General features: G+C 62.6%; 18 protein-coding genes and 2 pseudogenes. 12 read left to right on the top strand and 8 right to left on the bottom strand.

Annotated elements, in window-relative coordinates:
• From ABIN98_RS07785 to ABIN98_RS07765, 5 genes are all read left to right on the top strand, one after another.
• Positions 1-728, top strand: a 728-nt coding sequence (locus ABIN98_RS07785) for a 5-formyltetrahydrofolate cyclo-ligase (RefSeq protein WP_346908912.1), incomplete at its 5' end; no start/stop codon positions are given.
• A gap of 28 nt (positions 729-756) precedes the next feature.
• Positions 757-1,731 carry an ABC transporter substrate-binding protein gene (locus tag ABIN98_RS07780; protein WP_346908910.1) on the top strand — a complete coding sequence of 325 codons (975 nt, stop codon included), beginning with the start codon at positions 757-759 and terminating at the stop codon, positions 1,729-1,731.
• Positions 1,728-2,498 carry an ABC transporter ATP-binding protein gene (locus ABIN98_RS07775; RefSeq protein ID WP_346908908.1) on the top strand — a complete coding sequence of 257 codons (771 nt, stop codon included), beginning with the start codon at positions 1,728-1,730 and terminating at the stop codon, positions 2,496-2,498. Before ABIN98_RS07780 ends, ABIN98_RS07775 begins: the two co-directional genes overlap by 4 nt.
• Complete coding sequence (locus ABIN98_RS07770; RefSeq protein WP_346908906.1) at positions 2,488-4,104, top strand: ABC transporter permease subunit; 1,617 nt, start codon at positions 2,488-2,490, stop codon at positions 4,102-4,104. The genes ABIN98_RS07775 and ABIN98_RS07770 overlap by 11 nt, the downstream gene beginning before the upstream one ends.
• 20 nt (positions 4,105-4,124) lie before the next feature.
• Positions 4,125-4,865 carry a 5-formyltetrahydrofolate cyclo-ligase gene (locus ABIN98_RS07765; RefSeq protein WP_346908904.1) on the top strand — a complete coding sequence of 247 codons (741 nt, stop codon included), beginning with the start codon at positions 4,125-4,127 and terminating at the stop codon, positions 4,863-4,865.
• A 42-nt stretch (positions 4,866-4,907) separates the two neighbouring features.
• Here the strand turns inward: ABIN98_RS07765 and ABIN98_RS07760 are convergent, their stop codons facing one another.
• The 3 genes from ABIN98_RS07760 to ABIN98_RS07750 form a co-directional block, all read right to left on the bottom strand.
• Positions 4,908-5,294 (bottom strand): hypothetical protein, encoded by a 387-nt coding sequence (locus ABIN98_RS07760; protein WP_346908902.1) that lies wholly within the window; start codon positions 5,292-5,294, stop codon positions 4,908-4,910.
• A gap of 77 nt (positions 5,295-5,371) precedes the next feature.
• Complete coding sequence (locus tag ABIN98_RS07755; protein ID WP_346908900.1) at positions 5,372-6,127, bottom strand: enoyl-CoA hydratase/isomerase family protein; 756 nt, start codon at positions 6,125-6,127, stop codon at positions 5,372-5,374.
• The gene (locus tag ABIN98_RS07750) at positions 6,124-7,428 is read right to left on the bottom strand and encodes an AMP-binding protein (RefSeq protein WP_346908898.1); all 1,305 of its coding nucleotides are present in this window, start codon (positions 7,426-7,428) and stop codon (positions 6,124-6,126) included. The genes ABIN98_RS07755 and ABIN98_RS07750 overlap by 4 nt, the downstream gene beginning before the upstream one ends.
• Positions 7,429-7,873: 445 nt before the next feature.
• On the opposite strand from ABIN98_RS07750, the gene ABIN98_RS07745 reads away from it, so the two are divergent.
• Both ABIN98_RS07745 and ABIN98_RS07740 read left to right on the top strand, forming a co-directional pair.
• The gene (locus ABIN98_RS07745; RefSeq protein ID WP_346908896.1) at positions 7,874-8,821 is read left to right on the top strand and encodes an IS110 family transposase; all 948 of its coding nucleotides are present in this window, start codon (positions 7,874-7,876) and stop codon (positions 8,819-8,821) included.
• Between the two features lie 85 nt (positions 8,822-8,906).
• Positions 8,907-9,611 carry a hypothetical protein gene (locus ABIN98_RS07740; protein ID WP_346908894.1) on the top strand — a complete coding sequence of 235 codons (705 nt, stop codon included), beginning with the start codon at positions 8,907-8,909 and terminating at the stop codon, positions 9,609-9,611.
• Here ABIN98_RS07740 and ABIN98_RS07735 read toward each other — a convergent pair.
• The 4 genes from ABIN98_RS07735 to ABIN98_RS07720 all read right to left on the bottom strand — a co-directional run bounded on the left by ABIN98_RS07735 (position 9,598) and on the right by ABIN98_RS07720 (position 15,391).
• Positions 9,598-10,377: a TIGR02186 family protein gene (locus tag ABIN98_RS07735; RefSeq protein ID WP_346908893.1), complete on the bottom strand. Its 780-nt coding sequence runs from the start codon at positions 10,375-10,377 to the stop codon at positions 9,598-9,600. The genes ABIN98_RS07740 and ABIN98_RS07735 overlap by 14 nt on opposite strands.
• The gene (locus ABIN98_RS07730) at positions 10,374-11,303 is read right to left on the bottom strand and encodes a sulfite exporter TauE/SafE family protein (RefSeq protein ID WP_346908892.1); all 930 of its coding nucleotides are present in this window, start codon (positions 11,301-11,303) and stop codon (positions 10,374-10,376) included. Before ABIN98_RS07730 ends, ABIN98_RS07735 begins: the two co-directional genes overlap by 4 nt.
• 124 nt (positions 11,304-11,427) lie before the next feature.
• Complete coding sequence (locus ABIN98_RS07725) at positions 11,428-12,279, bottom strand: SEL1-like repeat protein (protein WP_346908914.1); 852 nt, start codon at positions 12,277-12,279, stop codon at positions 11,428-11,430.
• Between the two features lie 1,933 nt (positions 12,280-14,212).
• Complete coding sequence (locus ABIN98_RS07720; protein ID WP_346908890.1) at positions 14,213-15,391, bottom strand: hypothetical protein; 1,179 nt, start codon at positions 15,389-15,391, stop codon at positions 14,213-14,215.
• 603 nt (positions 15,392-15,994) lie between these two features.
• Between ABIN98_RS07720 and ABIN98_RS07715 the strand changes: the two are divergent.
• Positions 15,995-16,461: pseudogene (locus ABIN98_RS07715) on the top strand (MerR family DNA-binding transcriptional regulator).
• A gap of 18 nt (positions 16,462-16,479) precedes the next feature.
• Here the strand turns inward: ABIN98_RS07715 and ABIN98_RS07710 are convergent.
• A pseudogene (locus tag ABIN98_RS07710) lies at positions 16,480-17,392 on the bottom strand (LysR family transcriptional regulator).
• 182 nt (positions 17,393-17,574) lie between these two features.
• Here ABIN98_RS07710 and ABIN98_RS07705 point away from each other — a divergent pair.
• The 4 genes from ABIN98_RS07705 to ABIN98_RS07690 all read left to right on the top strand — a co-directional run bounded on the left by ABIN98_RS07705 (position 17,575) and on the right by ABIN98_RS07690 (position 22,033).
• Complete coding sequence (locus ABIN98_RS07705) at positions 17,575-18,135, top strand: DUF4865 family protein (protein ID WP_346908888.1); 561 nt, start codon at positions 17,575-17,577, stop codon at positions 18,133-18,135.
• 227 nt (positions 18,136-18,362) lie between these two features.
• Entirely contained in the window at positions 18,363-20,159 is a 1,797-nt protein-coding gene (locus ABIN98_RS07700) for an acyl-CoA dehydrogenase C-terminal domain-containing protein (protein ID WP_346908886.1), read from the top strand.
• Positions 20,160-20,228: 69 nt separating this feature from the next.
• Positions 20,229-21,386 (top strand): acyl-CoA dehydrogenase family protein, encoded by a 1,158-nt coding sequence (locus tag ABIN98_RS07695; protein WP_346908884.1) that lies wholly within the window; start codon positions 20,229-20,231, stop codon positions 21,384-21,386.
• A 14-nt stretch (positions 21,387-21,400) separates the two neighbouring features.
• Entirely contained in the window at positions 21,401-22,033 is a 633-nt protein-coding gene (locus ABIN98_RS07690) for a glutathione S-transferase family protein (RefSeq protein ID WP_346908882.1), read from the top strand.
• The last annotated feature ends 9 nt before the right edge of the window (positions 22,034-22,042 follow it).

Raw genomic sequence — 22,042 nt, 5'->3', positions numbered from 1 at the left:
CACGTCTTATCCGGCAACGCATCTGGGAGCGACTGAAAGACGTCGCCAAGGCCGACACGCGCCTTCACCTGGAGTTTTCCGAAGTCATTCCGGATTTCGAAGCTTCCGATCAGGCGACCGACCGCATCGCCACGCAGGACGCTTTTCGGAACAGCAAGCTGGCCTTCGTCACGCCGGACAACTCCATGACCGGGCTGCGCCGGAAGATGATCGAGGTCGGCATTCCCTTCGTGATGTCGACCTACAACATCCGCCGCGGATTTCTGTACCTGGAACCGGGCGTGGTGCCGGAGGGGGCTGCGCTTTACGCCTCCTGGCTCGACGGCATGGAGCATTTCGCAAGACCGGTCAGCCTGGAAGAGATTGCCGCGCTCGGACGGTTCGACTTCGCAGCTACCGGCGCCTCGGCCGTCACCACCGACGGCATCCGCTTCGGCAAGGGCCACCTCTATTTCGACCTGGAATGGGGCATGTTCACCGATCTCGGGCTGATGGAGGAAACCACGCCTGTGGCTGCCATCGTTCACGACGTTCAGGTGGTCGACGAGAAGATCATGGTCAGCGAGACCGATATCGCCATCGACATGATCGCGACCCCGACAAGGCTCGTCCATGTCGAGCGCCAGTCCCGCCGCCCGCGCGGCATCCGCTGGGACCTGATCTCGAAAGACCTGATTTCCGAAATCCCCCCGCTGCAGGAGCTTGCCCGCATGCGGGGCATTGCATGACGCCTACCCGAACCACGGAGACTTCCAGATGAATATTGCCCTCGATAGACGCCGCTTCCTGTCCCTGATGGCCGCCACCACGGCCCTGCCCGCCATGAGCCGGTTTGCCGGCGCCGCGACCCCGTTCAATTTCCAGGCTTCCTGGATCAACGATGCCGAATTCACCGGCTATTTCATTGCCGCGGACAAGGGCTACTATTCGGACGCAGGCCTGGACCTGACCTATTTCTCCGGCGGCCCGGACGTCATTCCCGAAAGCACGCTGATCGCCGGCAAGGTGGACCTGACCCTGACCACGCCGGACACCACCATCAAGGCGATATCCGAACAGGGCGCACCCTTCAAGATCATCGGCGCGCAATACCAGAAGAACCCGATCGGCATCGTTTCGCTCGCCTCCAACCCGATCAAGACGCCTGAGGACCTGATCGGCAAGACCCTTGCCGTGCCGCCGGTCAACGTGATTTCCGTGGAAGCCATGCTGAAGATTTCCGGCGTCGACCGGTCGAAGGTCAACATCGTGCCTTACGCCTACGATCCGACGCCGCTGATCAAGGGCGAGATCGATGCCTCGCTCGACTTCACCACGAACGTTCCCTACACGATCGAGCAGGCCGGCGCCGAAGCAACCTCCTTCCTGCTTTACGATTTCGGCTTCACCATCTTCAACGACACGGTTGTCGTCACCGAGGAAACCCTGAAGACAAAACGCAAGGACCTCGTCGCCTTCCTCAAGGCCTCGCGCATGGGCTGGGACGAGAACTTCAAGGACACCACCGTCTATCCGCCGATGTTCGCCGACAGCTGGTTCAAGGGCACCGGCCGCTCGATCGACAACGAGATCTATTTCAACGGCGCGCAGAAGCCGCTGATGGAAGCCCCCGGCGGCATTTTCTCCATGAGCGAGGAAGCGATCGAGGCCAACATCAAGGCGCTCGCCGAGGTCGGAATTGCCGCCAAGCGGGAGTATTTCGACACCACCGTGCTGGAAGAGATCGGATGAGCGCGCAAGCGTCCATTGCCATTACTCACGTGTCGCGGTCCTTTGCGGGCCGCGGCGCTGTCGTCCAGGCGCTGGACGACGTTTCCCTCGACTGTCCCGCCGGATCGTTCACGGCCCTGATCGGGCCTTCGGGCTGCGGCAAATCCACCATGCTCAGGATCGCCCTCGGTCTCGACACGCCCAACGAAGGCGAAGTCCAGATCGGCGGCATGAAGCCATTCCAGGCGGCGAAGAGCGGCATGACCGGCGTCGCCTTCCAGGACGCCGCCCTGATGCCCTGGCGGACGGTGGAAGACAACATCATGCTGCCGCTCGACGTCCTGAACCGCAACCGGACAGAATTTCAGGAAAAGGTCACGCATCTCATCGAGCTGGTCGGTCTTGCCGGGTTTGAAAAGGCCCTCCCCGGCGAATTGTCCGGCGGCATGCGCCAGCGCGCCGCGATCGCCCGCTCGCTGGTCACGACACCGCAGGTCCTGTTTCTGGACGAGCCCTTCGGCGCGCTCGACCAGATCCTGCGCCGCCAGATGAACATCGAGCTGCAGCGCATCTGGATGGAAAGCCGGGCGACGACGCTGCTCGTGACCCACGGCATCGACGAGGCCATTTTCCTGGCCGACCGGGTCGTGGTCATGCAGAGCCGACCGGGCCGCATCGGGAAGATCATCGAGATTCCCTTTGACCGTCCACGCAGGCCGGAGCTTTTCTCCCTTCCCGAGTTTCACCAGCTGGAAAGGGAAATCGCGGAGGCCCTTGATGGCCACTGACGCCATGACCGGCCGCTCCACAAAAGCCGCACCAAATGCAACCGGCACCCGGTTCGCGCATCTCGCGACCCTGCGCAACTGGCTGATCCTGTTCGCCCTGTGGGAGATCATCGGACGCCTGAAACTGGTGGCCGACGGCGCCCTGCCCGCCCCTTCCAGCGTGCTTTCCCGCCTGTGGACCGACCGGGCGGACTATCCGGCCCATATTCTGGCGACGGTCGAGGCCGCCGGCGCCGGCTTTCTGATCGGCAACCTGCTGGCCGTTGCCGCCGGTGTCCTCTTCGCCCTTTATCCGGTCACGGCCCGGCTGGCGCGCGGCATCAATGTCGCTATCTTCGCCCTGCCGCCAATCGCCATTTCCCCGATCCTCGTCATCACCTTTTCCGGCATGGAGCCGCGCATCATCCTGGCGGCGGTCGGCTGTTATTTCGTCACCATGAGTGCCACCGTCACCGGGATCACCCAGACCGACGGCCGGGCGATCGACATCGTCAAGGCCTATGGCGGCGGGCGCTGGCAGATCCTGCGCTATGCCCAGTTCCGAAGCGCACTGCCGTCCATTCTCGCAGGCCTCAGGATCGCCGCGCCAAATGCGGTGCTCGGCGCCATCCTGGCCGAATTCGGCGGCGGCGGGCGCTATGGCCTGGGGGTTTACCTGATCGGCTCGCTCGGCCGCGGCGAACCGGACCGGCTGTGGGGCATCGGCCTTTCAGCCACCCTGATTGCCGGACTGGCCTATGCGCTCTTTTCCGTGCTCGCGGCACGTCTGACCGGCGCATCCAAGGCCGTCACCGTTCCGGCCAGTCCGCCGGCGGCGGTAAAGGACGCCAACCGGCTGCATGAGGCAGGTCTCGTCCTGGCCTCCGTCGCCCTGCCCTTCCTGCTGTGGTGGTTGCTGCTTTATGCCATGGGCACGCCGGCCATGATCGCCAAGACGCCGGCGGCCCTGTTCGACTACCTGTTCCTTGCGCCCAACAGCGCGGCAAGCCAGGCGAAGCTTCTCGCCGCCCTCGCCCAGACGCTGCCGATGACGATTGCCGGCATGGCGCTCGGCCTTGCTTTCGCCTTCGCGCTTGCCCTCGGGTCCGTGCTCTTTCCTGCGATCATACGCGGTTTCATGCCGGTTGCCCTGGTGACCCAGACCATGCCGCTGGTGGCGCTGACACCGCTGCTTGTGCTGATGCTCGGCCGCGGTCCGTCGGTGATCCTGTGGATCACGGTCTCGGTGACCTTCTTCCCCGCCTTCGTGACCATGGCGCAGGGGCTTTCCCTGGTGCCGCGCGCGGCCCTCGAGGTGCCCAAGGCCTATGGCGCCGGTCCTTTGAAGCAGCTGCGTTTCGTCTCGATACCGGCCTCGCTGCCCTATCTCTTTGCCGCGACACGGCTTGCCGTTCCGCGTGCGCTGCTCGGCGTCATGATCGCCGAATGGCTCGCCACCGGCACCGGGCTCGGCAACCTGTTGAACCAGTCACGCGGCTATCTGGACTACGGCATGATCTGGGCCGTCGCCGTCGTCTCCGTGCTGGTGTCCGTCCTCTTCTATCAATGCGTCATCGTCATCGAGCGGCGCGTCCTTTCCAGACGCGGCATGGCGCCCGCGCAATAAGCCAATCAGGGAGTTTCACCATGGATATTGTGGACCACAAGATCTCGGTTCGCGAACGCGTCTGGAGCGAGTTGCGCAAGGTCGCCGTGCCGGACAGCCGGTTTCACTTCGACTTCGGCGAATTCATCGCCGATTTCCAGGGCGGCGAAGCGGCCGTAGAACGGCTGGTCGACCACCCCTATTACCGCGATTCCAGTTACATCTTCATCACACCGGACAATTGCCTCGACCGCCTGCGCCTGCGCGCGCTGCAGGACGGCAAGACCGTGCTGATGACGACCTATTCCATCAAGCGCGGCTTCTGGCTGCTCGACCCGGCGGAAATCGACCCGGAGCTTTATCTCTATGCCTCCACGCTGGACGGCATGGAGCATGTGGGCAAACCGCTGACGCTCAAGGACATCGCCGCCATGCCGACGGTCGACTACATGGTCACCGGGACCGGGGCCATCAACACCAAGGGCATCCGCTTCGGCAAGGGCCATGGCTTCTTCGACGCAGAATGGGGCATGCTCTACCAGCTCGGCCGGGTCACCACCGATACCCCGTCGGCCGCGGTGGTGCATGACTGCCAGGTTCTGGAGGAAGACCTCACCCCGGATGTCTACGACACGGTCGTCGACGTCATCTTCACGCCCACCCGCACCCTGACCGTGGACTCCCCGCACAAACCCACCTGCGGCATCATCTGGGACCGGCTCGACCCGCACATGTACGAAACCATCCCGCCGCTGCAGGAACTGAAGGGGATGGGGCTGTAGGGGGCGATCGGCCACATCCACGGTACGAAGCGGCGAGCTGCCCTAACCGGTCCCACCGTCACGGCTAAACGGGGTGTTGGAATCCCAGAGATAAATCGTTCTGCCGGAAGACGTGGTCTTTTTGGTGGGCGAGAGCGTTTCGCCCACCAAAGGCGCCCGGCCGCTGGCCTGCGCCGTCGCGGTGACCCGCTCGCCGGTGTCCAGTTGCAGGAAAACCCAAATAACAGGAGACCCGGTTTCATCCAGGTTTCTTGACCACGAGAGCACCGTGCCTTCAGCCGCAGAATAATTTGCAGGACCAAATCCGCTGCGAAGCGAAAGAAGACCAATCCCGACCGCGATAAATCCTACAAGGACGACAGCGACGGGGCTGATCTGCGGGATCTTTTTGTGGAGATTGAGGTCGGTCAGTCGCCAGTTTCGAGACATGGCAAAAGACTATCCGCATAGGACAGAAGACACAATCAGGGAGTGTGCATTCAGGCTCCCCGCTCTCCAGCAACGCTCTATCCGAACCCCTTGATCCGCCTCGCCGTTTCCGGGTCCAGAAAGCCCTTCACCGTCGCTTCCGTTTCCAGCGCCATGGCCATTTCCAGGCTTGCGCCGCCGGGGCGGGTGAGGATGCGGCGGAGGTCCTGGACCGGGCCCTTTGGGAGGGCGGCGAGGCGTTTGGCGAGGGTGGTGGATTTTTCCAGGAGGTCTTCTTCAGGCACAACCTCCCGGATCATGCCCCACTCGTGGGCCTGCCTGGCATCGAAGCGCTCGCCGAACAGGATCATGTCGCGGGCGCGCTGGAGGCCGACGAGGCGGGGCAGGAGTTCGGTGACGCCGCCGGTGACGAAGAGGCCCCAGGAGATTTCAGGGAAGAAGAAGCGGGTGCCCTCAGCGGCAATGGCGAAGTCGCAGTTGATCACCCATTCCAGGCCGCCGCCGACGGCCCAGCCGCGGATGGCGCCGACCACGGGCGTGTTGCCAAGGAGCATGGCGCGGGTGACGTCCTGGATGCGTTCCACGTAGGCGGTCGTGCCTGCGTCGTCGGAAACCTGGTCTTCGAAGTCCTTCAGGTCGTCGCCGGAGCAGAACGCCCTTCCCTCGCCGGTCAGGACGATAGCGCCGACCTTGTCGTCCTTGTCGGTTTCGTTCAGCGCCTCCACCAGATCGTCCAGCAGCTCCGGCACGATGGCGTTGAGGCGCTCGGGCCGGTTGAGGGAAATCTTGCGGACGCCGTCGCCCAGGTCTTCGGTGAGAACGGTTCCGGTCATGCTTTGTCTGTCCTTATGATTCTTCTGGTTTTTCCATCGGTGCGCGGCAGGGTGTTGAAGGGCACGATGGTGACCTTCGCGGTGATGCCGATGTCGCGCTTGAGGCGGGTTTCCACCTCTGCGGCCAGGCCTTCGTCGCTCGCGGCTCCTGCGGCAAACTCGGCTTCCACCGGCAGGACGTCATAGGGGCCCGGACCGGGCAGCACGATGCGGTATTCGCCGGAGAGATCCTCGAACTGGTTGATGGTCGCCGCCACCTGGGTCGGGAAGGCGTTGATGCCGCGGATGACGACCATGTCGTCGGCCCGGCCGACCACGCGGAAACGCGGCGCGGTGCGGCCGCAGGGCGCCTTGCCCGTTCCGGTCAGCTCGATGATGTCGCCGGTGCGGAAGCGGACCAGCGGCTGGCAGTGGCGGCGCATGTGGGTCAGGACCAGTTCGCCCCGCTCGCCCTCCTGCCAGGGCAGGACGGCGGCCGTTTCCGGGTCGATCAGTTCGGGGTGGAGAACGTCGAGTGCCACGAAGTGCAGGTCGTTGCTCTCGTCCGTCTGGCCGGCGAAATTGCAGAAGACATCGGTGACGCCGTAATTGGCGTTGCGGACCTTGAAACCCCAGGTCTCCTCCATACGGCGGCGGAAATCGGCATTATCGAGCCCGGCCTCCCCGCCGAACAGCCCGAGCCTCAGGCCGAGGTCTCGTGGTTTCAGGCCGGGGAACTCCTCTTCGATCACCCGCTCCAGCACCGCCGGATAGGAGGGCGTGCAGGAGATCGCCGTTATGCCCAGTTCCTGGATGGTGCGGATCAAAAGTCGCGTATCGCCGACGCCGAAGGGCACGACCGCGGCCCCTGTCGCCTCCAGCGTCATGTGGTCGGTCAGCCCGCCCATCCACATGCGGTAGTTCAGGCAATGGACGACGCGATGTCCGGGGACAAGGCCGCTTGCGGCCTGCGCCCTGCCCCCGACGACGGCCGTCTCATGGGCGTCCTGCGTCGACAGGACCAGGTTCATGGCCGTTCCGGTCGTGCCGGAGGTCCGATGCACACGGGCGATGTCTGCCGGCTCTGCTGCCAGATAATCGCCGAAGGGCGGATGGTCGCGCTGGCTGGTGCGCAGCATCTCCTTGTCGACCAGCGGCAGGTCCGGCAGGGCCTCCAGCTTTTCCGGCGGACGATGGGTTCCCCACGCCCGGCGATGGAGATCGGACCGGGCGATGACATAGGCCCTTTGGGTCTCCCACAGGCGCTGCCGGTGGGCGGCCAATTCGGAAAGGTCTGCGAAATCGGCGCGGTGGTAGAGCATCACCGTCTCCAAAAATGATACTGATATCATTTTCATTTCCATAGTATCGGATTTGTGTCAATATCTTCCGACACAAGGAGACTAAGACGCTTGATCCGAGAACAGGCGTTGGACTCTCTGCTTGTCATCCCGGTTTGACGCTATAGCGGCAAGACCGGGATCTAGTACCCCGTGTGGTTGGCGATTGGAAAAGATTGGAAACTCAAGAGTTTACTGGATCCCAGCCTTCGCTGGGATTGTTTGTTTTGAGCGATGTTATGATGGGATTGGTCTCCCGGAGCGGAATTCCGGGAGACCAGTGACAGGCGACCGTGCTGGGATCGGGCTTTCACCCGTAGTCATCAAGGTTCCCTGTCGCTTCCTTTTCCCGCTTGGAGAGTTGATTGGGCCTCTGGCCTGAACCACGCCCGCAAACAATCCGAAGCATGCAGAGGATACCATCGTCATGGCGGTTTTGCAGCAAGCTCCTGTGCGTGTTGTTGGCTTCGATGTTGCCAAGGACACGATCACCGTGTTCGACAGTGCAGCCGGCAAGGTGAACACGGTCGACAACAACCGAAGCTCCTTGCGTAAACTGATTGCCCGCCTCGAGCCCGACAGCCTGGCGGTCTGTGAGCCGACCGGAGGTCACGAGGCCTGGCTTATCGACGCGCTGACGGCTGCCGGCATTGCCTGTCACCGGGCCGATACATTGAAAGTCAAAGCCTTTTCGCGCTCCTACGGCACGCTTGCCAAGACCGATGCCATCGATGCCAGGGCGCTGGCTCGCTACGGCCAGGAGCGGTGGGCATCGCTGCCCCTGTTCGCTCCCGTCCAGGCTGAGCAGAAAAGACTGACCGCCTTGGTGGCCAGGCGTCAGGATCTCATCGACCTCAAGGTGGCGGAGACCAACCGTCTCAAAGCCCCAGGAGAGGACGTGATCCAGGCCTCCTGCAGGGTCTTGTTGCGAAGCCTTGCCCGAGCTCTGGAACGTATCGATCAAGAGATCGACGCACTGATCGACTGCTGTCAGTCCCTCAAGCGGAGGGTCCAAATCTGTCTATCTTTGCCCGGTGTCGGGCCGCGCACGGCCGTGGCCCTGGCCGCAACCATGCCGGAGTTGGGAACCCTCACCCGCAGGCAGGCCGCCTCCCTGGCCGGTGTGGCCCCGCACCCAAGAGACAGCGGAACGCTCAAAGGCTACAGGAAAATGCGCGGCGGGCGGGCGAATGTCCGAACCGCCCTGTTCATGGCAGCCCTGGCCGCTAGCCGCGCTAAGGGACCTTTACGTCAGTTCTATCAACGCCTGGTCGAAAACGGTAAGAAACCGATCGTCGCCATATCCGCCGTCATGCGAAAGATCATCGTCATCCTAAATGCAAAACTCAGAGACGGACTCGCAAAACAGAGTTGATGACACCAAATTTGAGGAAAATCGGATTACCCAATCGCACACAGCTCATCCGGGCGGTTGTGGAGAAGAAGGAGGCACAGACACCATGCAGGCCAGGACTGCCAAAAACCCGCTGTCGGCCGAAAACGACCTTCGTTTTTCGGCCGTTCTGATGATCCGGGCACGGGAGGCAAAGCGGAAGACCGAGCGGACACGGAGCCGGCTGCTTGCCAGTCTCGCCGATCATCTGGCTGACGGCATCGACCGGCGCGAGCTGAAAGTCGCCGCCGTGACCGCTGCTGCGGATGTGGCCCATGGCACCTTTTACCGCTATTTCGACGATATCCGCGCGGCGACGGATGCCCTGATCGAGGAGTTTGCCCTTTATCTCAGGGCGACGCTCTCCACCCAGCGCGGAGGGGAACCGGGATCACGGGAACGGGTGTGGGGAACCAGCCTCGTCTATGCGCGGCTCTTCGCCTACAATGCCGCGCTGATGAAATGCCTGTTCGACATGGGCAGTGAGAGCACGGCCTTCGCGCGTTCCTATCAGGAATTGAACCGGTCCTGGTACGAGCGGACGGCCATGGCGATCGCGCGCCACATGTCAGACAACGGAGAAGCGACCAAGCCGGAAGAGGCCCTGCCCGTCGCCTATGCGCTCGGCGGTATGGTCGACGAGTTCCTGACCCAGATCCACCTGCGCAAGGCTCCGGCGCTGGCGCATTTCGCGGGCGATCCCGAAGCGGTCGCGGACTTCCTGACCGATCTCTGGCTGAAAGGCGCCTACGGGACCGTCAGTCCTTCTTGAAGATGACGCTGGCGAGCCAGCCGGTAAAAATCGCCAGGAAGACGGCCAGCAGGCCGTAGGCAATCGGCATCTTCTGCGCCAGATTGAAGGTCACCTGCTCGAAGCCTGTCTTCGCGACGTGCAATTGGGCTTCCGTTTTCGACAGCAGGCTTCCCTGATGCAGCAGGAAACTTTTGACCTTGTAGGTTCCCACTGGAATGTTTGCCGGCAGGGGGACATTGGTCCGGAACATGGTGCTGGTCAGGAACTCGATCTCTCCGGGTCGTTCGGAGAAGAGCCCCTGCTGCTGGCGTAGACGCAAGAAGGCCTGGCGGAAATCGTCGCGCTCCGAGAGAGGCACGGAAGATCTGCGGGCAATCGCGAGGTTCAGGTGATTGAGCCCGATCCGGTGTTTGTCCAGCAGCTCCCGCGATCCGAGCTCGCTCACCTTCACCGTGCTGACCAGCGCATAAAACGAAGGCACGTCTTCAAAGGTCTCGTAGTAGCGGTTGACCCAGACACCCAGGAAGCGACCCTTGCGCCGCGTGGTGACTTCCTGCGGCGGCCCCTCGACGATGATGACCAGATCGTAGTCCCCGCTCCGGCTGATACTGTTCACATCGCGCGCCACCTGCCCGAAAATGACGATGTCCGTCCCGGTAAAATTGGACTGGATGGACACCAGGTCCGAGGAGAGCGCGGTGACCAGTTCCTCCGCATGAAGCGCCTTACCGGAACCAAAGCCGGCAAGGAAGGCCGCGACCATGAGGGCAAGATAGCGGATCATGACCCTGCCCCCGTTATGATCGCGATGGAGTAGAGGTCTTTCGGCGTCAGCAGCAGATCGATGGCGAAGCGCAGTCCTACGCCGAGCACCAGCAGGGCCAGTAGCAGGCGCAGTTGGTCGCCGCGCAGGTTCTGCCCCATGCGGGCTCCGAACTGGGCGCCGATCACGCCGCCGATCATCAGTGTCAGGGCCAACACAATGTCCACGGTCTGGGTGCTGACGGCGTGCAGGACCGTGGCCGACGACATGGTGAACAGGATCTGGAACAGGGACGTGCCGATAACCACCGAGGTCGGCACGCGCAAGAGGTAGATCAGCGCCGGCACCATCATGAAGCCGCCGCCGATGCCGAGAACCGTACCCAGGAAGCCGATAATGCCGCCGAGGCCCAGAACCGGGATCACGCTGACATAGAGCTTGGACTGGCGGAACCGCATCTTGAACGGCAGGCCGTGGATCCAGTTGTGCTGGCCCGGACGGCGCGCCGTGACCTTCGCCCCGGTCTTGCGCCGGCGGATGGCGCGGATCGATTCAAACAGCATCAGGCCGCCGATGGTGCCCAGGAAGGTCACATAGGACAGCGAGATCACGAGATCGAGCTGGCCGAGGGACTGCAGCAGGTCGAACAGCATGACGCCGAGGGACGATCCGGTGACACCGCCGATCAGAAGCATGATCGCCAGTTTGAAATCGATGGCCTTGCGCCGCCAATAGCTGATGACCGCGGAGGCGGAGGAGGCGACGACCTGGGTCGTGACAGTTGCGACCGACACGGCCGGGGGGATGCCGGAAAAGATCAGCAACGGCGTCAGCAGAAACCCGCCGCCGATCCCGAACAGGCCCGACAGGAAACCCACGGCGCCGCCCATGCCGAATATGACAAAGATATTGACCGGTATTTCGGCGATGGGCAGATAAAGTTGCACGATAGGCTGCCGGAGTTCATCGCAGCGCAACGGCTTGCGCTACTGGTGATTTCACACCCGGTTTAAGACCGTCCCCTGAAGATCTGTCAACCGGTGAAACTTGTTCATCGCCGATTTGACTTAACTAAATCGACTGGCTGTCCAGTTCCTTGATCAAATCCGCGTCAATGACCCCGGTTTCCTTGAGCCCGAGGCTTCGCTGGAAGGCCTTTACCGCACTGCGGGTTCTCGGCCCCATCTCGCCATCGGGCGTGCCCGTATCGAAGCCGAGCTGGTTGAGCTGGGTCTGCGCCTTACGCACCATCGCGGTGTAATCAATACGATCCGAACCGCCGACCGATGCGTTGGTCGCCCCGATGCCTGCATCCGCCCATTCCGGATCGGTCACGACCTTGTTGGCCGCAGGCTCCGGCGTCTTGAGCTTGAAGTTCTCGACCGCCAGCCGGGCTTTCGCCAGGCCTTCCTGATCTAGGGAATTGGCGACACCGTCGCGTTTCTTGGCCGCATCCTGATCGCCCTGCTCGGCTGCAATCGCGAACCACTTGTAGCTCTGGGTCAGATCCTTCTCCACCCCGAGACCACGGGCATAGAGGATCCCGAGATTGAACAAGCTGTCCTTGATCCCGTAAATGGCGGCGCTCTCGAACCACTTTGCGGCCTGGGTAAAGTCCGGCGCGCCGTCGGCGCCTTCCGCATAAAGCACGGCGAGATTGTGCATGGCCTTGGCGTTGCCGGCTTCCGCCGCCTTCAGATACCAGTCCTTCGCCTTCTGGAGGTCCTTCGTAACGCCGCGGCCTTTCTCGTAAAGGCTCGCCAGACGATACTGGGCCGGAGCCAGCCCCTGAACGGCTGCCTTCTGATACCATTTCGCCGCTTCGGCCAGATCAGCGGGGATGCCGTCGCCCTCGGTGTATTTCACACCGACCAGGAATTCGGCTGCCGCGTTTCCGCTTGCCGCCGCGCTGCGCAGGGCCATGGGGCCGACCGCTTCCGGGGGCAGGCTGGCCACCAGGCTCGCCTGATGGGTCTCGGCCTTGGTGCCGGCCTTACCCGGTTCGAACGTCGTTTCCGGCTGGACCTTTTCGCCGCCGAAGCTGCTGTTCACACCTGCCGGCGGCGCAAAGGCCAGTTCCTGTCCGCCTTCGGCGGGGGTCGTCGTCGGGGCGGCTGCGAGCGCGGAGGCCGCCTGTGTCGGTGTTTGCGGCGCATCGGTCGCAGCCCGGACAGGCGCGGGCTTGTCGTCTGCGGGACCGTCAGCCATCGCTTCCATATTATCCGCACCGGACTTCGGCATCCCAGCCGCTCCAGCAGCCGCGTCGGCCCCGGCCATGCGTGGCGGCGCCTCGACATTCTTGTCCGGCATTCCGGCGGTTTTCGCGGACGCGGGTGTCGGTGCGTCGGCCTCTTGAGACTTGACCCCGGGTGTCTTGACCTCAGGCGCCTTGGCTGCCGTCACCTGCGGTGCGGGCGCTTCGGTCGTCGCGGCAACCTGTTTGTCGCCGGCCCCGGGAGCCATCGCCATCTTGAACACCTGCAGGGTGCCGATTGCCAGAACAACGGCGGCGGCTGCAAACAGCAGGGCGCGGCGTCGGCCGCCGCTGGACGGCTGCGGTTCTTCCGGCGCCGGACGATCACCCGGCAATACGTGTCCCGGATCGTCGCTCGGCTGAGCGGATTTGGCGGTTTCTTCCGCTTTCTCGGCAACAGCTGCAACTTCTTCCGCGGGATCCTGCTTCTTCCGGCCGCGCTTGAGGGCGCCTTTCAGCCAACCGACCCGCGCCTCGCTGCGATCCTCGTCCTTCTCCACGGACGGCGCAGCCATCGCGCTTTCCGCCTTCAGCTGCGCGGCTTCTTCCGATGCCGCATGAGCGGCCCGGCGGGCTGCGGCGATGAAATCCGCCTTGCGGTCGCGGACGCGGTCTGACGGACGCTCTTTGGAGGCATCCACGGTGGTGCGAGTGCTCGTGTCTTCGGCAGCAGCACGGCCGGCCTTTGAGGCCAGGAACGAGCCAGGCGACCGGCCGGTTGCATCCCCGGAGCGTTCCAGGCTTTCCAGGCGCTCGGTCAGGGAGCTGAGGACAGCCTGAACCCCGTCGAAGGTGTTGCGGGTACGCTCGTCGGAGCCTTCAGCGGCATCCAGAAGCCGCTTCAGATCGCCTTGGAGACCCTCGATCGCATCGTCATAATCGGCAGACCGGGCCGCGGGCGCGCCGGTGACGGCTTCGCGGGCCGCCTTTTGCGCGATGTCGACGACATCGCGCCGGGTTTCCTGAAGACCGCTTTCGATCCGTGCCAGCGCGGTAGCCACATCCGACATGTCGCTGTTGCGGTTCGACGAGGTTTCCAGCTGTTCGGCAAGGGCCGCAACCTTCGCACCCAGCTGTTCCAGACGGCTCTCGTCGAGAGCGGTGCTGCCCTGCTGGATCGCCTGCGCCAGATCGTTGATGCGTTGTTCCAAGGCTTCGGAGGAAGCGGGGGCGGCAACGCTCTCCCGCATCGCGCCGATTTCCGCGCGCAATTTGTCCAGATCCGAGGTCGTAACGGTTTCCCTCGGCTGTTCCAGCTGCTCGGACAGAATGTTCAGCCGCGCCTGCAATTGCGACAGGACTTGCGTGTCGATACTGCTGCCGCCGGACGCGGACGCATCAAGCACCGGGGCCGGATTGCTGGCCTTTTGCTCGATCGCCTCGATCTTGCCGGTGATGGTATCGAGCCGGTCGGCAATGGCGGAATAGGCGCCGTCATCCGCCGGTGCCGGACCGGCCTGTTCCATCCGCTCCAGGCGACCGACGATTTCATCGAGCCGGTTGTCGACCCGGTCGATGTCGATGCTGGCATCGCTCATAGCCCGGTCGTCGGAGATCATGCCGACGATTTCCTCAAGCCGGCCCTGCAGGCGGCTCAGGGTTTCAGGTGCCGGCATGCGCTCTTCCATGGCGCTCAGGCGATTGTCCAGCCCCATTTGTTCGCGCGCGAGCTGCTCCAGGTCGTCCAGGCGATTGGAGACGAAGCGCATGCGGTCGTCGATGCCTTCGACCAGGCCCTTGATGTCGATCTGCTCGATGAACTGGCGAACTTCCAGCAACTCGGTGCGCAGGGGGTTCGATATCCGCATGGTTCTTGCGCTGAAGCAGCACTTCCATGCGTTCGGAAATGTCGCCGATCCGGTCCTGAAGTACGAGGATATGTTCGCTGCGCGGCAGGGCGGCGAAAGCATCCTCGATTTCGTTCAGCCGGGAAGCCAGAGTGCGCAGGGCGCGCGGGTCTACCGTCGCGCGGGACAATTCGTCAAGGCGCTGCAGAATATGGGCATAGCCATGCTCGAGCGTCTGCAGGGAACCTTCCACGTTCGTCCGGGACACCATGGCCTTCAGATCGGCAATTTCCTTGCGGATGTCCTTCGCCAGAAGGTCGTCGTCACGGTCGACGCGCAGACGCTCCACCATGTCGGCCAGACGGCGCAGTTCGGCATTCTGCTTGCCGACCCGCTCATGGGTGCCGCGGGAATAGCCGCCGAGCGCATCCTTCAGGGAGCCCAGTTCCTCACGGACCCGGCCATAGGCCTCTTCCTGCGGCTGGCGCAGGGCTTCGATCCGGCGGCCGAGGTCCCGGTAGATATGGATCGCCGGATCAGGAGACCGGCGGCGGGACCGTCTGCGTGGCTGGCGGCGCGGACGCTCGTCATAGTCTTCCGGTTCCATGTCATCGAAATCGTCCGGCTCATAGGCAGCCTGACGGGCGCCCTGATAACGCTCCTCGATATCGCGCTCGTAACCGTCGTCATAGCCGTCTTCATGGTCGGCATCGCCGGCCAGACCCTGAACCTGCCGATCCAGGCGTTCCAGCGCTCCCAGCACATCGTCCAGACGGTGGACCGGTTGGGCAGTCTGATGTGCACTCGGGCGCGCCTTGGTGCGGGGCGCTTCGGCCCGGCGGCTGCGGCGAGGTTCCGGCCGCTCTTCCGGCCGTTCACGCCGGTGTTCCAGGCCCGCGGATTTTTCGCGCCCGCCGCGCTCACGCGTGTTCAGCAGCCGGTCGAGCTCGTCCGCGACCGCTTCCAGTTCGTCCTCACCGTCGGAATAGTCCATACGACCCGACCCGAGCGCGGTTGCGGTTCTGGTCAGTCGCTCGATCCTGTCAAGCTCCGCACGGCGGGATCGTCTCGAGGCGGAACCTTCGAAGTCATCGTCTAGCGGTCGCCCGCGCCGATCCTGTGTTTCGAAACGTTCATGCCCGCGGCGTCCTGCATCGCGGTTTTTCCAACCCGGCATGTCTTGACCCTGAACTGACGGTCTTCTGACCGCTGAAAAAGACGCGCTGCGTTGCGCCGAAACAAGGTACAAGAGGCATTGCAGCAATTGGTGAATCTTTGTCCTGTCAGGGTAAACAGGGCGTTAATCAGAATAGCCAAATGCGAAAACTGTCACAGTCCCCCTCCGCAAAATGCAGTAAAAGCCTGACCTCACGTGAGTTCGGCCGTTAACGTAACCAAACGGTTATCGGCCTGCCCACTGGACGGTTACGTGTGCGTAAGCTAAACATAACCGTAACGGAAGCAGCCGCCTTTCAGCCACATCGCGGAGCGAGACCGGCCCTGCGCGGCTTCCGAAGCGATCATTCTCAGACATTACGCGATCAATACGGCCGGTCAGGCCGCAATAAGAAACAACATGAACACAGGCGAATACCCGATGAGCGAAGCCCTCTCCATCCTGAGCGACAATGAACTGGTCGATGTCGTCGCTGCACGAGACGAAAGCACCAAGAAGACCCAATTCACAATCGGCGACCTCGCCAAGGAATTCGGCACCACCCTACGCACCTTGCGGTTTTACGAGGACAAGGGCCTGCTTAATCCGAAACGCGACGGCATGAACCGGATCTACAACCGGCGCGACCGGGCGCGGCTGAAGCTGGTCCTGATGGGCAAGCGGGTTGGTTTCTCGCTGACCGAAATCCGCGACATGCTCGATCTCTACGACCTGCGTGACGGCCAGGGTGACGCAACTGCGTGTCGCGCTTTCGCGTTTCAACGAGCAGATCGCCATTCTGGAAGTTCAGCGCAAGGACATCGAACAGGCGATCGAGGAAACTGTCGCGGACGGTCGAAATCGTCTCCGGCATGCTGAAGCAGAAGGAAGCCGAAGGCGAGGAATAAGCCTCCCCCTTCCCGTTTTTACGCCGCGAGCTGGCAGCCGTCCGGCAGAATGTCTGCCAGGGTTTCGCACAACACCGATGCCAGATATTCCGCGGTCGGGCTCAAGGTCTTTCCGCCGCGGTGAAGCATCAACCCGAGTGACGGCAACTCGGGGGAGATTGTGCGCGGCACGGCGCCAGAATTCTGGTCCCCTTCGGCAGGCCAACCGGTGTGCGCACGGAGATCCCGAGCCCAGCGGGAAACAGCGGCGCCAAGACCGGCAAGACCCGGGCTCACGAAACGCCATACGCCCATGACCTGCCCCTGCCGGTCCAGGCCGGTCGCAGGCGACCGACCTGAACAGGCACGGTGCATCGAGGGCGGCCAATGCGACGGGCCCGTCGCGATCCGTGCGCCAGTCCGCATCCAGGTCCGCCGCCCCCAGCCAGCACAGGGGCACCTCGGCAATGCGCCGGGCAAAGGGCACCGTCTCTCCGCCGTCCCAGGCAATGGCCAGATCGAGATCGCCCGACGTCACCCTTTCGATCAACTCGCTGTTGCGGGCGATGCGTCCTTCGATGCTGACCCTGGGATGGGAGCGGGCAAACCGTCCCAGTACTTGCGGCAGCAGGGCGTCACCGAAGTCCTCCTGCAGCCCCAGACGCACCCAGCCATCCAGATCCACGCCTTTTACCGCAGCAACCGCTTCGTCGTTCAGATCCAGGATCCGGCGTCCATAAGACAGAAGCTGTTCGCCACTTGCCGTTGGCACCAGCCCCCTCCCCGACTTACGCACGAGGGACACGCCGGCCTGCTCCTCGAGCTTCTTGAGTTGCGCGCTTATCGCAGAAGTGGAGCGGCCGAGACGGTCGGCCGCGCGCGCGAACGACCCCAGCTCCATGCCGGTGACGAAGCTGCGCAGGGCATCCATGTCGAGATTGGTGACGCGCATTCAACCATCCATATTTTCAGGATTAAATGTCAATTATTTCCTGATTTTCCGGATAATACTGCTGCTCTAGGGTGTTCGTGTCAATCGACGACCGCGTTATCCGGAGAGGAACCCATGAGCGCTGAATTTGAAATGAACGATGCCTGTCCACTCGAAATGATGATCGTTCCGGAGGCCGGACAATGATGGCGATGCAATACAGCTTTGTGCTGCCGGCCGACTATGACATGGAGATCATCACCCGGCGTATCCGCGACAAGGGTCATTTGCTCAACGGGTTTCCCCACCTGCGTTTCAAGGCTTACCTCTTCGCCGACCGCAAGGACGGCGACATCGGAGCCCAAGACAATCTCTATGCTCCGTTCTATCTCTGGGACGCGCCGGAAGGGGCCGATCAGTTTCTGACCGGACCCGGTTTCGAAGCCGTGTCGCGGGATTTCGGCCGGCCGAGCGTAGAGACCTGGATCGGCTGGCATGCGGAACTGGACAGGGACCTCTCCCAGGCGCGCTATGCCAGCCGGGAGATCCGGCCGATTGCCCCTGACTGCGACCTGCAGGCCTTGCGCGCCCGGTCGGCCGAGGGCGCACGAAACGCGCTCAAGGACAATGACGCCATAGCCTGCCTGACCGCTTTCGATCCGACGAGCTGGAATACCTTGCGGTTCTGCCTTTGGCAGTCACCACCAGAGCGCGGTTCCGAAGATACCCAACTCTACCGGGTCGGCTACGTCGCCCTGCCCTAGCAAAGGGCAATGCGCCCCGCCGATCCTTTCACCAAATTGAAACCGGGGAGAAATCTCCGGTTTTCCATTTCCGGCAGCAGTTCCTGTTCTATTATTCAAAAAAAGAGAACAGGTTGCCGTTGGGACAGCGCTTGTTTAGCCATCCATAACCGCGTATCTGTCTCGCAAGGTTTACGTTTACGCAAACGTAATGCGGCAAATCTGCGGAGATGCTCAGGGAGGATTACATGCCGAGTTACAGTGCCCCCGTCGATGACACGCTCTTCCTGCTCAATGACGTCCTCGGCTTCGAACGTCACAGCAACCTTCCCGGGTTTGAAGACGCCACGCCGGATCTGGTCGAAGCAATCCTGCGGGAAGGCGCGAAATTCTGCGAGGACATCCTTCAGCCGCTGAACCGCACGGGCGATCTGGAAGGCTGCAAACGAGCCGACGACGGTATCATTACGACCCCGGGCGGGTTCAAGGACGCATATTCGGCCTTTTGCGAAGCCGGCTGGGGCAGCCTTTCGGCCTCCGCCGATTTTGGCGGACAGGGCCTGCCGCATACGCTCGCGGTGATCATGAACGAGTACCTGTCCTCCGCCAACATGGCCTTTGCCATGTACCCCGGCCTGACGGCCGGCGCCATCGCCGCCCTTACCCTGCATGGCACCGAAGAGCAGAAAGCGAAATATCTTCCCAACATGATCGCCGGGACCTGGACCGGTACCATGAACCTGACCGAGCCCCATTGCGGCACGGATCTTGGCCTGATCCGGACCAAGGCTGTTCCCCAGGCGGACGGCAGCTACCGGATTACCGGCACCAAGATCTTCATTTCGGCCGGCGATCATGATTTGTCGGAAAACATCATCCATCTGGTGCTCGCCCGCATCGAAGGCGCGCCGGAAGGCACCAAGGGGATTTCCCTGTTCGTGGTGCCGAAGAAGCTGATCGGCGAAGACAGAACACCGGGAGCGGCCAATGGCGTTTCCTGCGGCGCGCTGGAACACAAGATGGGCATTCATGGCAATGCCACTTGCGTCATGAACTACGACGAGGCGACCGGCTGGCTCGCGGGCGAGGAAAACAAGGGTCTGCGCGCCATGTTCACCATGATGAACGAAGCGCGCCTCGGTGTGGCGGTCCAGGGCCTGGCCCAATCGGAAGTCGCCTACCAGAATGCCGTCACCTATACCAAGGAGCGCCTGCAGGGCCGCGCCCTGTCGGGACCCAAGGATCCGGACAAGGCCGCCGATCCGATCATCGTTCATCCGGACGTGCGCCGGGTGCTGATGGGGATCCGCTCCTTCAACGAAGCCGCCCGCGCGCTGGTGTTGTGGACCGCGCTCAACGGCGACATTTCCCATCGGTCCGAAGACGAGAAGGCCCGGCAGTCCGCCGACGACATGATGGGCCTGATGACGCCGGTGCTGAAGGGCGTTCTGACCGACACGGGTTTTGCCAACGCGGTCAATGCCCAGCAGATGTTCGGCGGTCACGGCTATATCGCCGAATGGGGCATGGAACAGTTCGTGCGCGATGCCCGCATCGCCATGATCTACGAAGGCGCGAACGGCATCCAGGCGCTCGATCTGGTCGGCCGCAAGCTGCCCGCCAACGGCGGCCGCGCGGTGATGGCTTTCTTCAACGAGGTCGGCACCTTCCTGCAGGAGAACGGAGAAAATGCGGAGCTTGCCGCCTTTACCGGTCCACTGAAAGCCGGCCTGGAAGACCTGCAGAAGGCGACCATGTGGTTCATGAACAACGCCTTGACCAAACCCGACAACGCCGGCGCCGGGTCGACCGACTACATGCATCTCTTCGGCCTCATGGCGCTTGGCTACATGTGGGCCAGGATCGCGAAGACGGTTCAGGAGAAGCTCAAGGAAGGCTCAGACCCCAAGGAAGACTGGCTTAGAGCCAAACTGACCTTCGGGACGTTCTTCATGGAGAGGCTGATGCCGGAGACGGCGGCGCATCTCGCCCGGATTTCGACCGGCGCCGACACGATGATGGCGCTTCCGGCGGAGGCCTTCTAGTTTCAATCGCGGGCAGGAGGAGAAGGTTGCCCGTGAAAAAGAAAAACGAGAATTTTGGGAGAAGCATATATGGGTGTTCTGGACGTTCCGGCACCGTCCTATCAGGATGAGGAAATCAATCTTCTGGACGAAGCGTTCGCACGCTTTCTGGAACAGGAAATCGCGCCGGACTACGAGGACTTCGTTGCCGCGGGCAGCGTCAGCCGGGAAGCATGGAAGAAGACCGGAGACGGCGGCTTCCTGTGCCCGGCCATCCCCGAGGCCTATGGCGGCCCGGGCGGCACATTCGCCCATGAGGCTGCGATCATCCACCGCCTGGGGGTCGATGGTTTCGATCATTTCGGCATCGCGCTGCACTCGGCGATCGTCGCACCTTATATCCTGCACTACGGCTCGGAAGACCAGAAGAAGCGCTGGCTGCCCGGTCTCGTCTCGGGCGACCTCGTTGGCGCCATTGCCATGACCGAACCGGGTGCCGGGTCGGACCTTCAGGGCGTGAAGACGACGGCGAAAAAGGACGGCAATCATTACGTCATCAACGGCAGCAAGACCTTCATCACCAACGGCCAGCTTGCCAACCTGATCATCGTCGTCGCCAAGACCGATCCCGCACAAGGGGCCAAGGGCATCTCCCTGTTCGTGGTTGAGACCGACCAGGTCGAGGGCTTCAAGCGCGGCCGCAACCTGGACAAGCTGGGGCTCAAGGGCAACGACACGTCGGAGCTCTTTTTCGAGGACGTACGCGTTCCCGCCGACGCGCTGATCGGGGCGGAGGAAGGCCGGGGCTTCTACCAGCTGATGGAGCAACTGCCGCAGGAGCGGCTGCTGGTCGCCTGTCAGGCGATGGCGGCGATCGAACGGGCGCTCGCGGTCACGATCGATTACGTGAAGGAGCGCAAGGCCTTCGGCAAATCCATCCTGGACTTCCAGAACACCCAGTTCAAGCTGGCGGAGGTCAAGACTGAAGCCACCATCGGGCGGGTGTTCGTCAACGATTGCATTCAGCGCCACATCGAAGGCAAGCTCGACAGCGTCACCGCCTCCATGGCCAAGTACTGGACAACCGATCTTCAATGCAAAGTGATGGACGAGTGCCTCCAGCTTCATGGCGGATACGGTTACATGAATGAATATCCGATCGCCCGGCTCTACGCGGATGCCCGCGTGCAGCGCATCTACGCCGGGACGAATGAAATCATGAAGGTGCTGATCGCCCGCAGCCTCTAACCCGAGAGTTTTCCATGGCCGAATACGTACTGCATTGCTTCGCCCAATCCGGCAACGCCTACAAGGCAGCCCTGATGCTGGAACTGTCCGGCGCCGACTGGGAGCCGAAGTGGAACGACTTTTTCAATGGCGGATCGCGGGCACCGGAGTTCCGGGAAAGCTATAACGAAATGGGCGAGATCCCGGTCCTGGAGCACGAAAGACTGAAACTGACCCAGTCCGGCGTGATCCTGGATTATCTGGTCGAAAAACTCGGCACCTTCGGCTGGGCGGACGATACGGAGCGGCGCGAGGTCCTGCGCTGGATCCTGTTCGATAACCACAAGGTGACCAGCTACACCGCGACGCTCCGGTTTCTCAGGGTCTTCGCCAAGACCGGTGAAACCGAGGTGGTGAAGTGGCTCGAAGGCCGGGCGATCGGTGCCTACAAGGTTCTGGAGCACCATCTGAACGGCCGCGATTTCGTCGTCGGCACCAAGCCGACCATCGCCGACCTGTCGCTGTGCTCTTATCTCTACTGGCCTGACGAGATCGGCGTCGACTTCACGCCGTTCAAGAACATCAACCGCTGGCTGGGGAACATCAGCGCCCTGCCCGGCTGGAAAGCCCCCTACGACCTGATGCCCGGGCATCCGCTGCCTGCATAGGCTGCGACC

The organism is uncultured Roseibium sp. (assembly GCF_963675095.2).
Lineage (GTDB): Bacteria > Pseudomonadota > Alphaproteobacteria > Rhizobiales > Stappiaceae > Roseibium.
This window is presented reverse-complemented; position numbering and strand designations above follow the sequence as displayed.